This is a genomic window from Silvimonas terrae (assembly GCF_014202765.1).
Lineage (GTDB): Bacteria > Pseudomonadota > Gammaproteobacteria > Burkholderiales > Chitinibacteraceae > Silvimonas > Silvimonas terrae.
In genome coordinates this window covers 270,710-286,401 of the sequence record NZ_JACHHN010000005.1, presented here as the reverse complement: position 1 = coordinate 286,401, position 15,692 = coordinate 270,710, and the positions used below count along the sequence as shown (strand labels likewise).

Here is a 15,692-nt window from a genome sequence, read left to right as displayed (position 1 = left end):
GGGTAAACCATGTCACTGCTGGATCTCTTTTCCACCTATCTGTACGGGCTCAAGCTGATCGCCATTACGGTGGCGGTCATGATGCTGGTCAGCGGCGTCGATGATCTGTTTATTGACGTCGTGTACTGGTGTCGCCGCTTCTGGCGCTGGGTAACGATCTACCGCGAGCACCAGCGGCTGGATTATCTGGCGTTGTATGAGCCGGACGAAAAACCGCTGGCCATCATGGTGCCGGCCTGGCAAGAGACGGGCGTGATCGGCAAGATGGCGGAGCTGGCGGCCACCACGCTGGATTACGAGAACTACCACATCTTTGTCGGCACCTACCCCAACGACCCGGATACCCAGCGGGATGTAGATGAGGTCTGCGCGCGCTTTCCCAATGTCCACAAAGTGGTATGCGCCCGGCCCGGCCCGACCAGCAAGGCCGATTGCCTGAACAATGTGCTGGACGCCATCTTGCAGTTTGAACGCCGCGCCAGTTTTGAATTTGCCGGGTTTATTCTGCACGATGCTGAAGACGTGATTTCAGATATGGAATTGCGGCTCTTCAACTACCTGGTCGGCCGCAAAGACCTGATCCAGATTCCGGTTTATCCGTTTGAGCGGCACTGGACCAACTTTACCAGCCTGTCTTATCTGGACGAGTTTGCCGAACTGCACGGCAAAGATGTTCCGGTGCGCGAAGCCGTGGCCGGGCAAGTCCCCAGCGCCGGTGTCGGCACGTGTTTCAGCCGCCGCGCCGTGATTGCCCTGTTGGCAGAAGGCGATGGCATTGCTTTTGATGTGCAAAGCCTGACCGAAGACTATGACATTGGCTTCAGGCTCAAAGCCAAGGGCATGGAAGAAGTGTTTGTGCGCTTCCCGGTCTTGCGGGACGACAAACAGCCTGGGCTGGCCCGCCGTTTACTGGGGCAGACCGCGCGGGATTCCAGCGTGATCTGTGTACGCGAGTATTTTCCGGACACGCTGCACACAGCCGTACGGCAAAAGTCGCGCTGGATCATCGGCATTGTCTACCAGGGGTTCAAGACCCATGGCTGGACCCGCAATATGACGCTCAACTACTTTCTGTGGCGTGACCGTAAAGGCGCCATCAGTAACTTTGTGAGCTTTATTGCGTCGCTGATCCTGATCCAGCTCTCCGCGCTGTGGCTGTACCAGCATTACTGGCCGGATGCCTACCGCTTTTTGTCCATCTTTGAGGGTGATCGCTGGCTGGTCTTGCTGCTGTGGATCAACTTCTTTCTGATGGCCAACCGCATGTTGCAGCGGATCATCTTTGTCAGCGCCTATTACGGCATCGGCCAGGGCTTGATGGCGATTCCGCGCCTGTTCTGGGGCAACATCATCAACTTCCTGGCCAACTGGCGGGCGCTGTCCCAGATCATTGCGCAGGGCGATCCGCGCCGGGTGGCATGGGACAAAACCACGCATGATTTCCCCAGCGTCGGCGGAGAGAACCGGGCTCGCCGTCCGCTAGGCAGCATCCTGATCGAACAGCAGGCCATCACCGAGGCGCAACTGGCGGACGCCCTGCCGCGTCACCGGGCCGACGGCCTCAAGCTGGGAAGCTGGCTGGTCCACAAGGGCTTGATCAGTGCCGAACAACTGGCCCAGGCTGTGGCGATGCAAAGTCATGTCACCGTAGAAGCGGTCGACGCCTGGCAACTCAAACCCGCCTTGATCAAGACCATTCCCGCCAGCGTGGCGCTGCATTACGCCATTTTGCCGCTGCGTGAAGAAGGCAAGACGCTGGTGGTTGCCAGTGAATCAGACATCGACCCGGTATCGCTGGCCGCACTCTCTCGCAAGTTGGCGCGCCCGGTGCGCTACGTCATTGCCCTGCGCGGCGAAGTCACCGTGGGCCTGCGCCACTGGTACGTGCCCTACCACCAGGAAGACCCGCGCGGTTTGCTGGATGCCGCCCTGCGCGCCGGGCTGATCACCGCCGAGCCCGCCAGCCGGTTGTGGCAACGCTATGTCCACCAGCAAGTGCTGTTTGCCGAAATTCTGATGTCGCTGGGCCATATTGATGCTGCCGCGCTCAAGGCGCTGCTGCTGCGGCATGAGCGCACAACGGAGAGCCTGGGCGAGTTCCTCGTCGGCCAGGGGGTGATCCGGGCCGAAGTGCTGCAACAGGCGCTGCATCTGCAACATGAATTGCAATCCACCATGCCCGCCTTGTTGATTGAAGCCGGCATCAATGCTTCCAGTCTTGAACAGCTACGCTCTACCGCCGCATGAAAACCAGACTCAGACTCCTGCCCGCACTGCTTGCCCTGGCCCTGGCCGGCCCGACACTGGCCGCGCCAGAAGCTGCCCAGCATATTGATCTGGGCAGTGAGGTGAGCGGTTACCGTCGTTTCATCATTTACCCGCACTTGCAAAAAGCATTCAGTTTGCAGCAACGCGGCGATTTTAACGGCGCGATCACCGAATTTGATGCTGCGCTGAAACTGGCCCCGGATAACGCCACCCTGGCGCTTTATCTGGCCGAAGCCTACCAGCGCAATGGCCAACCCGATCAAGCCATGACGGTGCTGACGCGCGCACAGAAAGTATCCCCGCGTGATGCGCGCATTGTCACTGCACTGGCCGTATTGCAAGGCGAGCAAACCGCCGCCGCAACCCCGCCCGAAACTGCCACACCTGCCGTGCCGCAAGCAGAAACCCCGCCAGCGGCCGTGACCACGGCAGAAGCCACCACGCCCAATATGGTGCCCGCGCCAGCCGGTGGCGATTGCCAGAATGACGCCACCCCGGTGTGCAAGGCCATTGCCGGTAACGCGGCGTTGCGGCTGGGCAAGCTGGCTGACGCACAAAAAGAGCTGGATAACGCAGACTTTGCCGCCGCGCCAGAAGGCATTGCCCTGCGCCATGCGCTGGTTCAACGCGCCATTTATCTGCGCGATACCGAGCGCGCACTCAATCAACTGGCGATTCTGGATACCAGCGGCCAGTTGACGGTGAACGAACGCAGCCAGTGGATCAATCTGTTGCTGGCCCAGGGGCGCTTCAGCGATGCCGAAAAACTGCTGAGCCAGGCCGGCACCACCCGCCCGCGCGATCAACTGGCCTACGCGCAGGCGCTGGCCCAACGCGGCAATGTCGCCAGCCTGGCCCGGTTTCTGGGCGGCAAGAAGCCCCGTTTTCAAAGCCCGGATAACGAACGGCAATGGATGAATCTGCTGCAACAGGCATCTGTCGAGAACAGCACGCTTTTTGCCAGCTACGTGCCGGTATTTGCCATCAACAAACAAGAACAAGCACGCATCATGGTGCCGCTCTTGCTGGGCCAGGGCGATGACAATGGGGCCCAACGCTTGCTGGAGCAACTACCCGCCGGCGACATGCTGCCAGAACGCTTCACGCTGAGCCTGAAAGCCAACCAGCTGGATACCGCCGGCAACCAGGCGCTGACCATGCTGGACCGCGCCGGCGATGATCCGGTATTGCTCGATACGCTGAGCTACCAGTTGATTGCCGCTGGCGGCCAGCAACAGGCAGCCCGTTTATTGCTCAGTGCCTATCCGTTCGACAACGCCCAGCCTGCCCGTCGCAGTATCTTGCTGCAGCGTCTGTCTGGTCTCGTCAACGATGACCCGGCACTGCTCAATGCCGACGACAAGGCCATGCTGGCCAACCCGCTCTCCACGCCGGGCCAGCGCGGCCACCAGGCGGCACTGTTTGCCGGCCTGCAAGATTGCAACAAGGTCCACACGCTGTTGGGTGACCTCTCTACCGGCTACAACCACGACGACTGGATGCGCCTGGGTAACTGTTATATGCCGGATCAACCCGGCCTGGCCCAATACAGTTACCAGCAAGCCCTGCAGCGGGAAAACGATGCCTACAGCCAACGCTCACTGGCCTACGCCGCGTTTGCCACGCAGGACTACCCCGCCGCGTTGAGCGCCTGGCAAGCCATCAAGGTGGATGATCTGATGCCGGCAGAGCTGGTCTCTGCGGCCAATACCGCGCTGGCGGCCGGCGACAAACCTGCCGCCAAAGCCTGGCTGGATGCCTATGAGGAGCGCGGCGCGGTCCGGGATGACGAATACTGGTGGCTACGCGCTCAGGACGCGACCAATCGGGAAGATGAACGCGATGCGCTGGAACGCGCCCTGGCCCAACGCGAAGACGCAAAGTATTACGTGCGCCTCGCGGTGCTGCAAAGCGGCGACAAGCAATATCACGAGGCCGTGGCCTCGTTGAAAAAAGCCGAGGTGCTGGCACCGGACGATACGGACCTGCAAGCCACTCTGGGCTACGCTTACTGGTTTGCCGGCGACGCCCGGCGCTCCCGCGTGGCACTGGAAAACGCCCGCGCGTCTTACCCGGACGACATCGCCATCACCCAGCAACTGGTCTACAGCAGTCAGCGCATGGTCGATAACACCGCCGCCCGTGCCTATGCCCGTGACGTGATCGATTGGTATGAAACCATCCCGTACCCGGAGCGCAGCGACGCTGAGCTGGATGAAGAATTCGGCTTCAAGCGCCTGCATGAAGACCTGGGCCGCCGCTGGAGTTTCTCTGCCGGCGCCTTTGCCGGCACCAACGCGGGGTCTATTGCCAACGCACCGGAACCAGGCAACGCCTACCGCAGTTATTCGCAAGTCGAGGCCGACTACCGCCTGGGCGACCCGGCAATCCGCGATGGCAAAACGCTGGAAGCCTACGCCCGCGTATTTGCCGGCAGCGGCAACGACAACGACAGCTATCAGGCATTGCCCATCTACTCACCCATGCTGGGCACCGGCCTGCGCTGGAAGCCCTTGCGCGACTGGACGTTTTTTCTGGCCGCCGAATACCAGACCCCGCTGGATCGCAGCCGCGATACCGTGTCTGACTTCATGCTCCGCGCCAGCGCATCACTCCTGAATGACGGCAAATACAGCGACGACTGGCATGAATCCGGCACCGGCTGGGTCGCACAGAACCTGTATCTGGACGCCGCGTATTACCTGCATCAAGAACGCACCGCCGCCACCGCCGATTACCGGGTGAGCTATCACCAGAAGATTGAACGCGGCCAGACCATCGAACCATATACCCATGTGCAGTACAACCTGATTGACCAGCACGCCTACAGCCGGGATGTGCGGGCTGGCGTGGGCGCCCGCTGGAACTACTGGTATGGCGAAAAACGCTACGACGCCTACCCCAGCAAGATCAGCGTGGGACTGGAATTCCAGCACGCGTTCAACACCTATCTGAACGAAGACAACACCGTGTTTCTGACTTTTGGAGGACTGTGGTGATGCGTGCCGCCCGACTCGCCCTGCTGGCCTTCTTGAGCCTGCCCGCCGTGGCCCAGGCCATGACCGCCATCTTTTATCAGCCGCAAACCCGCGATCACGACGTGCCGGATGACAACTGGCCTGCCATTTTCAAAAGCGTGCACGACGCAGGCATCGACACCCTGGTGGTGCAGTGGACACAAAACGGCGACGCCTTTAGTACGCCACAAGAAAAAGACTGGCTGGCCGCCCGCATGGCGAACGCCCGCGCCGCCGGGCTCAAACTGGTGGTAGGGCTCAATGGTGATCCGGACTTTTTTATCCGCCAGCAACAACCGGCGCGGATTCTGGATACCTGGTTGCGCAGCCACGCGTACGCCGATGCGACACTGGCGCAATACTGGGTGAAACGGCTGGGCGCAGAAGCGATCAGTGGTTGGTATGTACCGCTGGAAATTGACGATGTGCGCTGGCGCGATACCGAAGCCCGTACCAGCCTGGGTCAATGGCTGGGTCAGTCCAGCCGGCTGATCCGGCACGCGGCCGACAAACCGGTCTACGCCAGCAGTTTCTTTGCCGGGCATATGGCCCCGGATCAGTTTGCCGACCTGATGCGCCAAACTGCGCAGCAAAGTGACGTCAAACTATGGGTGCAGGATGGCGCCGGCACGGGCAAGCTCAACGCGGCCGAGCGTGGCGTGTATCTGCATGCGCTGGCCGATTGCAGCAAACCCGCCGCACAAGGCGTGATTTACGAGATTTTCCGCCAGGTGGGCGCGGACGACGCCTTTCAGGCCGAACGGCGCTCTACGGATGAAGTGCGCAAGCTGTTGCAGCAACGCACGCCATGCCAGGGTGACAGCGTGTTCTTCTCTTTACGCTATCTGCCGTTTGTGAACCTGCCGCACTGACCCCGTAGCCCGGATGGCGCCGGAGGCGGGAATCCGGGCTGACAGGGCTTGCTGAGCACGCCCTGCTATCTCAAAAATGACGGCCATCGGCACACGTCGTTCTTGCCCACGTTGCCACCCCGGATTCCCGCTGCGCTTCATCCGGGCTACGGCGGTCAGAATTCGGTCTGCGCCAGCCAGTCCCGCAAGCGCGCCTGCACGGCAGTCAACTCGTCCCCTGCCACAATGGCAATTTCCTGGGCTTGCGCACGGCTGGCCTCGCGCAGGGTGGGCAAAGACAGGCTGGCCAGCATGGCCTCCGCCCGCATGCCGCCCAGGCTTGAAAGACTGTCGAGCTTGAACAGCGTGGTCAGGCCAACGCCCTTGTCAGCCATGCCAGCGTTGATGGTTTTGGCTTCAATCACATACAAGTGGTTGTTGCACAGGATCACGACGTCGAACTCGTTGGAGACATCATTGGGTAAACGCACCCGCACGCTGGCGGCGGCATCCTGAATCGGCAACTCCCCTGCCAGGACTTCAACCTGGCGCAGCAGCCACCATTCAAACCAGCCGCCCCCCAAAAACTGACGCGCATCAAACTGATCCAGCCGTAACCGCAAATCCGGCAGAATCTGGCACAAGCCGGTGGCGCGCAGGGCCGAGATCAGCGCCGGCTCGTTGGGAATGGGCAAGCGGGTTTCGTGCTCGGCGGTCAGTAGTGAACACACACCGTTGAGCTTGTTGATGAGCTCCGGGTGATCGACCGACAGATGCGCCAGCACGTCCGCCGCGGCATCCATCTGCGCCTTGGGCCGATGCAGCCGGCGGCTACAGGACACAATCCCGATCCCGTACACGGCAAAGTAGCTTTCCAGCGTCAGCCGGTCTTCCACATTGCCATCATCACTGGGCAGGTCATGCGGCGGGTGCGCCAGCCAATGAATCTGGTCGCTGGACGGGTTCACCACAAACGCGGGCACCTGATGCCCCAGCGCCACTTCATGGGCAATCGCACTGTGAATGGGATTGGCGCCAGACAGGTTGAACACATATGGCAACTCGCCGCCGGCAATGATTTCCTTGAGCCGCACGCGAATCGGCTCCGGATGCCAGCCATGCGGGATCGGCATCACCGAGGTATGCAAATTGGCCTCCCGGCACACGCTGGCCATGTAATTGGCGCGCTCGATATGCGTGGCATCCGCCAGCAAGGTGACATTGCGAATCTTGAAACGCTGATCCAGTGCGGGGGTGATCAGATCGGGTTCAGGCGCATCAGCAAATGCAATCAGGTGGCGGTGCATCGGTGTCCTTGGCGGGCTGCGGGGCTGGCGTAGCATATATCGCAAAATGGTTGGATGTCGCTTACACGCTTGCCTGATACGACAAACGATGTACAATCCGCTCCGTTGTCATTGGGGAGTAGCTATCTTCCTGCAGGCTCTGGCCTGCCAGAGAAGAGATCACGTCAACAAACTTGAAGCCCCCGCTTCATGGCGTGATTAGTGACCGGATCCTTCATCCGGTTGCCCGGCGAGACCTTTGGCCACGATGCGCTTTGCCACGCCGGGCAAGCCGTATCGTTGCGCCATTGGTTTATCTTGCTTGCCCGGCCTGCGTTGCTCTCATGCTCCTGACCATCATCCTGTTTTTTGCCTCTGCGCTGGCTATTTACCTGGCCTGTGAATTCTTCGTGAACGGTATCGAATGGTGCGGTCGCCACATGAAGCTGGGCGCCACTGCCGTCGGCACCGTGCTGGCCGCGTTCGGCACCGCCCTGCCCGAAAGCGCCGTCACCTTTACCGCCGTGGTGTTCGGCCAGACCGACAAAGCCCGCGACATTGGCGTGGGTGCCGCCATGGGCGGCCCGCTGGTACTGGCGACCGTGGCCTATGCCGTGGTGGGCGGCGCGCTGTGGCTCAATCGCCGCCGGCTGGGCCGGCCAGACCGTACCGTGCAGGTTGACAGCAAACGTCTGGCGGGCGACCAGTTGGCGTTCCTGTCCATTTTTGTCTTCAAGGTGGCATTGGGTCTGGTGGCGTTTGCCATCAAGCCCTGGCTGGGCGTGTTGTTCCTGGCGGCGTATGCCCTGTATGTGTGGCGGGAAATCACCAACGCCGACACGGCCCCGGAAGAAGAAGAACTGGAAGACCTGAAGATTCGCCCACACAACGCCACCATGGGTTGGGCCGCGCTGCAATCGCTGCTGGCGCTGGGTGTCATTGCCGTGGCGTCGCACACCTTTGTCGCCCAGCTGGAAACGATCGGCGTCGCCTTCGGCATCGCCCCGCACATCGTCGCGCTGCTACTCAGCCCGGTCGCAACCGAACTACCGGAAATCATGAACACGCTGATCTGGGTCCGCCAGGGCAAGGAACGTCTGGCACTGGCCAATATCTCTGGCGCCATGATGATCCAGGCCACCATTCCCAGCGCTTTGGGTATCTTCTTTACCCCTTGGCTATTTGATGCACTGTTGCTGGTCTCCGGCCTGATCACCGGGTTGGCTATCGTCTTTCTGTGGAACATCTTCCGCCGCGGACAGGTGGACTGTAGCCGGCTGGTGATGGTGGGGGGGTTGTACCTGGCGTTTGCGGTGTATGTGGGGGTGCATTTTTATGGGTAAGCGGTGTTGAACAGCGGGGTGTAAGCGCCTTGCGGCGCGGGTTTGAAAGGCGTTTACATACCCGCGGTGGCGGGAGCACGTTACTTTTCTTTGCGTCGCCAGCCTCGGCGGCCCCAAGAAAAGTAACCAAAAGAAAGGCGACCCCAGCCTGGCGGCCCTCCGGGCTGCCCTCAGTCGGTCGGGAGCCTGAGGTCTCCCTCCCTTCTTCGGCGCTGGGCTTTAATGGGGGAGGAAAGTCAAAAGCAACGGCAACGGCAACGGCAACGGCCAATTCAATACGCACCCCACTGACTCGTCATTCCGGCCTTGAGCCGGAATCCAGCTGCGATACATGCATGCCATTCAGGACAATGCAGGATATTCGCGGTCATCCACCGCAAGCAGCCCGTTGGGCTGCGGACTGGATTCCGGCTCAAGGCCGGAATGACGAAGTGGTAGGCAAGATGAGCCATTCTTGCGGGTAGACAGTTTTGTAGGGTGGATTCGGAGTGTAGCGACAATCCACCGCAGGCAGCCCGTTGGGCTGCGGACTGGATTCCGGCTCAAGGTCGGAATGATGAAGTGGTGGGCAGGGTGAGCCATTCTTGCGGGTAGACGGTTTGCGGGGTTGGGGTTGGGGTTGGGGTTGGGGTTGGGGTTGGGGTTGCCGTTGCGGTTGCCGTTGCCGTTGCCGTTGCCGTTGCCGTTGCCGTTGCCGTTGCCGTTGCTTTTGACGTACCTCCCCTCCGGCAGTGCCGAGCATCGCAGCAAAGCGCGGGGTTTCGGCGGAGGGGTGTTTGAGGCCAAAGGCCGAGTTCCTGCCCCTTGGTGGGTACCCCCACAAAGACACAGGCGCACCAGATGGTCGTTGCAGCGGGGCTGGAGCCAGCCGCGCCTTGCGAGAAGCGCAGGGAACCCCCGAGGGGCGCTGTCGCAGGGGTCGCCTTTTCTTTGGTTACTTTCTTTGGGGCCGCCGAGGCTGGCGACCCAAAAGAAAGTACCTTGCTGTCGGGCAACCCCCGACATGTAAACCTCCGCGCCGCAAGGCGCTAACACCCATTGCCCTGGTGGCTTCCCGCTTTCTCAGAAATATCAATACACACCAGGCATGCCGCCGCCGCCTGCACGCAGCAGCCCCTCCCTCCAACAAACTAATCCTTGCACTGCACCATCGAAATTTCTTGTATCCGGCAACCATGCCTTCTAGAAATGTAATCGATTACATTCAACAGAAAAATCCATGCCGCCACGCGCACCGGATGTCCCTCAAACCGTCTCCATCTCCGCCGTTGCGGAGCACGCGGGAGTGTCGGTGGCGACGGTTTCACGGGTGCTCAACGATCAGACCGTGGTCAAACCGGCCACGCGTGACAAGGTCATGGCGTCGGTCAACGCCTTGGGTTATCGCGTTAACGCACTGGCCCGCAATTTGCGCACGGCAGAAAGCCGCTTGCTGCTGACGCTGGTGCCCGATGTCGGCAACCCGTTTTATGCCGAGATCGTGCGCGGCATCGACGCGGTGGCGCGTGAGCACAACTACTTTGTGCTGTTGTGTGATACCGGCGCCGATAGTGGCCGGGAGCAAAGTTATTTTGAATTGCTGGCGCGGCGGCGGGCCGACGGTGCGATCTGCCTGGACCCGGATACCGTGCAGCACGCGTTGATTGAGGCCTCACCGGGATTGCCCTGGGTGGCGTGCTGCGAATTCGACCCGGATGTGGCCGTGCCCTATGTGGGGATTGATAACCGCCGCGCCGCGTATGACGCAGTCACCCATTTGCTGGCACAAGGCCATCGGCACGTGGCGCTGATCAACTCTGATGAAACCTGGCTGTATGCGCGGCAACGCAAGCAAGGCTGGCTGGATGCATTAACCGCCGCCGGGGTGAGTCCAGCCGCCGACTGGTGCGTGAACGTGGCAGGGCTCGATTACGACAGCGGTAACCGGGCGGCCCAGGCGCTGATGCAACGCACGACGCCGCCGACCGCGATTTTTGCGGTGTCAGACACGCTGGCGATCGGCGTGCTGGCCGGTTTGCGGGCAGCCGGAAAACGGGTGCCGCAGGATGTGGCCGTGGTGGGTTTTGACAATATTGCGCTGGCCGCACAGGTAGAACCGGCGCTAACCACCATCGCCCAGCCCATGCGGGAACTGGGGATGACGGGGGCACGGTTGTTGTTGCAGCGACTGGCCCAGCCCGAGGCCACTGTGCCGGGTTTATTGCTGGATCATCAGTTGGTGGTACGACAAAGCAGTCAGGCGATGTAAGCACGCAGATCAACCAGAACGGGCTCAATCATGAGTGTTTCGGTGCGGTTTGATGACATTTACAAGGATTTCGGCCCGGTACGGGTGCTGCACGGCGTGAGCTTTGAGCTACCGCCGGGCCGCATTTATGGCGTACTGGGTGAGAACGGCGCGGGTAAATCCACGCTGATGAAAATCCTCTCTGGCTATGAGCATGCCAGCGCTGGCGAAATCCGCCTGGATGACCGCCTGGTCAGCTTTAAATCATCGCGCCAGGCCGAGGGCGAAGGCGTGGTGCTGATCCACCAGGAGTTCAATCTGGCCGAGCATCTGAGCGTGGCGCAGAACATTTTCCTGGGGCATGAACAGCGCAAAGGCTGGCTGCTGGATGACCGCGCCATGCGCCAGCAAGCCGCCCGATATCTCAAGCAAGTGGGGCTGGTGATCAACCCGGACACCCCGGTGCGCAATCTGATCGTGGCCGAGAAACAACTGGTGGAAATCGCCCGTGCGCTCTCGCGCCACGCCCGCGTGCTGATCATGGATGAGCCCACCGCGACACTCACGCCGACCGAAACCCGGCGCTTGTTTGAACTGATGCGGCAGTTGAAGGCTGACGGGGTCACGCTGGTTTATATCTCGCACAAGCTGGACGAGATTGAAGCCATTACGGACGAGATCGTTGTCATGCGCGACGGCCGCTTTATCACCCGCGCCCCGACCGACAGCCTGACCCGCCAGCAAATGGCCAATTTGATGGTCGGGCGCGAATTGTCAGACATGTTCCCCGAAAAAACGCCGCCCGCGTCCGCTGCACCCGTGGCGCTGGCCGTGAGCGGGCTCAGCGTACCTGGCTGGTCTGCAGACATCTCTTTTACGGTACGGGCGGGTGAAATCCTGGGCTTTGCCGGACTGGTGGGTGCAGGGCGCACCGAGACCTTTGAAGGATTGCTGGGTCTGCGCAAACGCAGTGCGGGTACCGTCAGCATGAGTGGTCAACCGGTCACCCTCAACACGCCGCAACAGGCCGTGAAACTGGGCGTCACCTACCTCAGTGAAGATCGCAAGGGCAAAGGTCTGCATGTCAGCATGGGGCTGGCCCAGAACCTGACCATGCTGATGCTGGAGCACTACGCCCACCCACTACTGGACTTGCAAGCCGAGCGCGCCGCCATGGCACATGCCAAAGACGAGTTCGGCATCCGCACCGGCAATCTGGCCGCGCGGGCGCGCTCATTGTCTGGCGGCAATCAGCAAAAGCTGGCGCTGGCCAAATTCCTGCATCCGGACCCGCGCGTCATCATTCTGGATGAACCCACGCGCGGGGTGGACGTGGGCGCCAAACGGGACATCTACTTCCAGATCCACGCCCTGGCGCAGCAAGGACGCGCGGTGATTGTGATCTCCAGCGAACTGATCGAGCTGATTGGCTTGTGCCACCGCGTGGCGGTGATGCGGGCAGGCCAGTTGCAAACCACGCTGGGTATGGACCAGCTGACTGAAGAGGAATTGATCGCCCATGCAACCGGCACTCACTGACACGCCGCGTCGTTCCGCCCGCTGGCTGGCTCGCATCCAGGCGGTGGGGCCGCTGATCGGGCTCATCATCCTGTGCCTGGCAGGTACGGCGCTGAACCGGGATTTTGCCACCGTGGACAACATGATGAACGTGCTCACCCGCACGGCCTTCATTGGCATCATCGCGGTGGGCATGACCTTTGTGATCATCTCTGGCGGGATCGACCTCTCAGTCGGGTCGATGGCGGCACTGATTGCCGGCAGCATGATTGTGCTGATGAACAAACTGGCAGGCAGCGGCATGGCGCCCATGCTGATTGTGCTGCTGGGAATGGTGCTGGCGCTGATCCTGGGTGCGTTGTTCGGGCTGATGCATGGTTTGCTGATTACCAAGGGTCGAATCGAGCCCTTTATCGTCACGCTGGGCACGCTGGGGATCTTCCGGGCGGTGCTCACCTGGCTGGCCGATGGCGGCGCGCTGACGCTGGATGACTCGCTCAACAATCTGTACGGCCCGGTGTATTACGCCAGCTTGCTGGGAGTACCGGTGCCCATCTGGGTTTTTCTGATCATGGCGGCGGGTGGGGCGTTGATCCTCAACCGCACGGCATTTGGCCGGCATGTACAGGCCATTGGCTCCAACGAACAAGTCGCCCGGTATGCAGCCATCCGCGTGGATGTGGTGAAGATCGTCACCTACATCTTTCTGGGTTTGTGTGTGGGCGTCGCCACCGTCTTGTACGTGCCGCGCCTGGGCTCTGCCACGCCGACCACCGGCCTGTTGTGGGAACTGGAAGCCATTGCCGCCGTGGTCGTCGGCGGTACCGCACTCAAGGGGGGCGAAGGCCGCGTCATTGGTACGGTTATCGGGGCGATTCTGCTTTCCGTCATCAACAACATTCTCAACCTCACCAGCATCATCAGCGTGTACCTGAACGCAGCGGTTCAGGGCGCGGTGATTATCGTTGTGGCGTTCCTGCAAAGGGGGCGCCGCAACGACTAACCGGCGGGCCACGGCTCGCAAGCCAGCACCACCGGCGACTCTGTGCAACACCACAAGGCGCATCGCGCCAGCCAAGAGGAGTAACTGCACCATGAAACGCTTTACCCTGGGATTGAGCGCCGGTGTCCTGGCGCTGGCCGCCCTCATGACGTCACCGGCCCGCGCGGCCGATCCGGTCACATTGGGTGTTTCCATTCCAACGGCCGACCACGGCTTTACCGGCGGCATTGTGTGGTGGGCCAATGAGGCCAAAAAGGATCTGGAAAAAGCCCATCCTGGCTTGAAGATCATCGTCAAAACGGCCGCCAACGCACCAGAACAAGCCAACCAGTTGCAGGATCTGGTGACGGTCAACAAGATCAACGCCCTGGTGATTTTTCCGTATGAATCGGCCTCGCTCACGCAGCCGGTGGCGCAGGTGAAGAAAAAGGGCGTGTATGTCACGGTGGTGGATCGCGGTCTGACTGACACCAGCGCGCAAGATGCCTATGTGGCCGGGGACAACACCGCATTCGGCAAACTGCCGGCCGAGTACATTGCCAAAAAGCTCAATGGCAAAGGCAATATCGTGGCGTTGCGCGGTATTCCGACCACGCTGGATAACGAGCGTTTCGATGCCTTTAGCGGCGTGCTCAAGGCCCACCCGGACATCAAGATTCTGGATGCCAAATACGCCAACTGGAATCGCGACGATGCCTTCAAGGTCACGCAGGATTACCTGACGCGCTTCAAGAATATTGATGCCATCTGGGCGGCGGATGACGATATGGCGGTCGGCGTACTGAAAGCCATCGATCAGGCCAAACGCACGGATATCAAGATCGTGTTTGGTGGCGCGGGTTCCAAAGGCATGGTCAAGACGATTCTGGATGACAGCAACAAACTGATCCAGGCTGATGTCTCGTACTCGCCCAAGTTCATCTACGACGCCGTCAAGCTGACCGCAGAAGCCCGGCTCAAGGGTGAAGCGCTGCCGGCCACCACCATCATTCCATCTGTACTGATTACCAAAGAAAACGCCAAACAGTTTTATTTCCCCAATTCCCCGTTCTGAACGGGGCAATGTGTGGTGCGCGGGGCGCCTGGCGGCCCCGCGTTATCTTGAATATCCAGGACAGCCCATCATGAAAACCATCAAGGGACCGGCGATTTTTCTGGCGCAGTTCATGGGCGATGCGGCGCCATTTGATACCCTGCCGCGCCTGGCACACTGGGCCGCCAGTCTGGGTTACGAGGCCATCCAGGTGCCGGCAGACCCGCGTCTGATCGACCTTGCCACCGCCGCCAGCAGTCAAACCTATTGCGATGACATGGTCGGCATGCTGGCCGGTTACGGGGTGCAGATCTCAGAACTCTCTACGCATCTGCAGGGGCAACTGGTGGCCGTTCACCCCGCCTACGACAGCCTGTTTGATGGCTTTGCCGCCGAACACGTGCGCGGTAATCCGGCGGCCAGAACCGAGTGGGCTATTGAACAACTCAAACTGGCGGCCAAGGCCTCACAACGCTTGGGTTTGAACGCGCATGTGACGTTCTCCGGCGCGCTGGCCTGGCCTTACTTTTATCCGTGGCCGCAGCGGCCAGCCGGATTGGTGGAAACCGCATTTGCCGAACTCGCCCGGCGCTGGCGGCCCATTCTGGATACCTTTGCCGATGCCGGCGTGGACGTCTGCTATGAGCTTCATCCCGGCGAAGACCTGCACGATGGCGTGACCTTCGAGCGGTTTCTGGCCGCCGTGGACCAGCATCCGCGCGCCAACATCCTGTATGACCCCAGCCATATGGTGCTGCAGCAACTCGATTACCTGGCGTTTGTGGATATCTATCACGCGCGCATCAAGGCATTTCATGTGAAAGACGCCGAGTTCCGCCCGGATGGTCGCCAGGGCGTCTACGGCGGTTACAGCGGCTGGGTAGAACGCGCCGGACGTTTTCGCTCTTTGGGCGACGGGCAGATCGACTTTTCCGCGCTTTTTTCAAAAATGGCGCAATACGATTTCCCCGGTTGGGCCGTGCTGGAATGGGAATGCTGCCTGAAACACCCGGAAGTGGGCGCGCGCGAAGGCGCTGCGTTTATCCGCGAACATATCATCCGCGTGGCCAATCGCGCTTTTGACGACTTTGCCGGCAGCGGTGTCGATCAAGCCCAACTGAACACCCTGCTGGGCCTCTGACCCAC

10 protein-coding genes and 1 riboswitch are annotated in these 15,692 nt (G+C 60.9%); of the genes, 9 read left to right on the top strand and 1 reads right to left on the bottom strand.

Translation table 11 applies throughout. From position 1 onward, the window contains the following. Window positions 1–9: 9 nt before the first annotated feature. From nfrB to HNQ50_RS14125, 3 genes are read left to right on the top strand one after another with little or no spacing between them, the layout of a single operon-like run. On the top strand, window positions 10–2,247 hold the full coding sequence (nfrB, locus tag HNQ50_RS14135; RefSeq protein WP_184101826.1) for a cyclic di-3',5'-guanylate-activated glycosyltransferase NfrB: 2,238 nt from the start codon (window positions 10–12) through the stop codon (window positions 2,245–2,247). Next, entirely contained in the window at window positions 2,244–5,267 is a 3,024-nt protein-coding gene (locus HNQ50_RS14130; RefSeq protein ID WP_184101824.1) for an NfrA family protein, read from the top strand. Before nfrB ends, HNQ50_RS14130 begins: the two co-directional genes overlap by 4 nt. Next, window positions 5,267–6,157, top strand: coding sequence for a DUF4434 domain-containing protein (locus HNQ50_RS14125; RefSeq protein ID WP_184101822.1), 891 nt, complete (start codon window positions 5,267–5,269; stop codon window positions 6,155–6,157). Before HNQ50_RS14130 ends, HNQ50_RS14125 begins: the two co-directional genes overlap by 1 nt. A gap of 155 nt (window positions 6,158–6,312) precedes the next feature. On the opposite strand, the gene HNQ50_RS14120 is transcribed toward HNQ50_RS14125, so the two are convergent. Continuing rightward, window positions 6,313–7,443 (bottom strand): Card1-like endonuclease domain-containing protein, encoded by a 1,131-nt coding sequence (locus HNQ50_RS14120; RefSeq protein WP_184101820.1) that lies wholly within the window; start codon window positions 7,441–7,443, stop codon window positions 6,313–6,315. A 101-nt stretch (window positions 7,444–7,544) separates the two neighbouring features. Then, a riboswitch (yybP-ykoY riboswitch) is annotated at window positions 7,545–7,764 on the top strand. Window positions 7,765–7,766: 2 nt separating this feature from the next. Between HNQ50_RS14120 and HNQ50_RS14115 the strand changes: the two genes are divergently transcribed. The 6 genes from HNQ50_RS14115 (at window position 7,767) to HNQ50_RS14090 (ending at window position 15,687) form a co-directional block, all read left to right on the top strand. Further along, window positions 7,767–8,765 carry a sodium:calcium antiporter gene (locus tag HNQ50_RS14115; protein ID WP_184101818.1) on the top strand — a complete coding sequence of 333 codons (999 nt, stop codon included), beginning with the start codon at window positions 7,767–7,769 and terminating at the stop codon, window positions 8,763–8,765. A 1,219-nt stretch (window positions 8,766–9,984) separates the two neighbouring features. Next, window positions 9,985–11,013: a LacI family DNA-binding transcriptional regulator gene (locus HNQ50_RS14110; RefSeq protein ID WP_184101816.1), complete on the top strand. Its 1,029-nt coding sequence runs from the start codon at window positions 9,985–9,987 to the stop codon at window positions 11,011–11,013. Between the two features lie 30 nt (window positions 11,014–11,043). Then, entirely contained in the window at window positions 11,044–12,531 is a 1,488-nt protein-coding gene (locus HNQ50_RS14105) for a sugar ABC transporter ATP-binding protein (protein WP_184101814.1), read from the top strand. After that, the gene (locus tag HNQ50_RS14100; protein WP_184101812.1) at window positions 12,512–13,513 is read left to right on the top strand and encodes an ABC transporter permease; all 1,002 of its coding nucleotides are present in this window, start codon (window positions 12,512–12,514) and stop codon (window positions 13,511–13,513) included. Before HNQ50_RS14105 ends, HNQ50_RS14100 begins: the two co-directional genes overlap by 20 nt. Before the next feature lie 91 nt (window positions 13,514–13,604). After that, on the top strand, window positions 13,605–14,567 hold the full coding sequence (locus HNQ50_RS14095; protein ID WP_184101810.1) for a substrate-binding domain-containing protein: 963 nt from the start codon (window positions 13,605–13,607) through the stop codon (window positions 14,565–14,567). A 70-nt stretch (window positions 14,568–14,637) separates the two neighbouring features. Continuing rightward, a complete protein-coding gene (locus tag HNQ50_RS14090; protein WP_184101808.1) occupies window positions 14,638–15,687 on the top strand; it encodes a sugar phosphate isomerase/epimerase family protein in 1,050 nt (349 codons plus the stop codon). Window positions 15,688–15,692 lie beyond the last annotated feature (5 nt).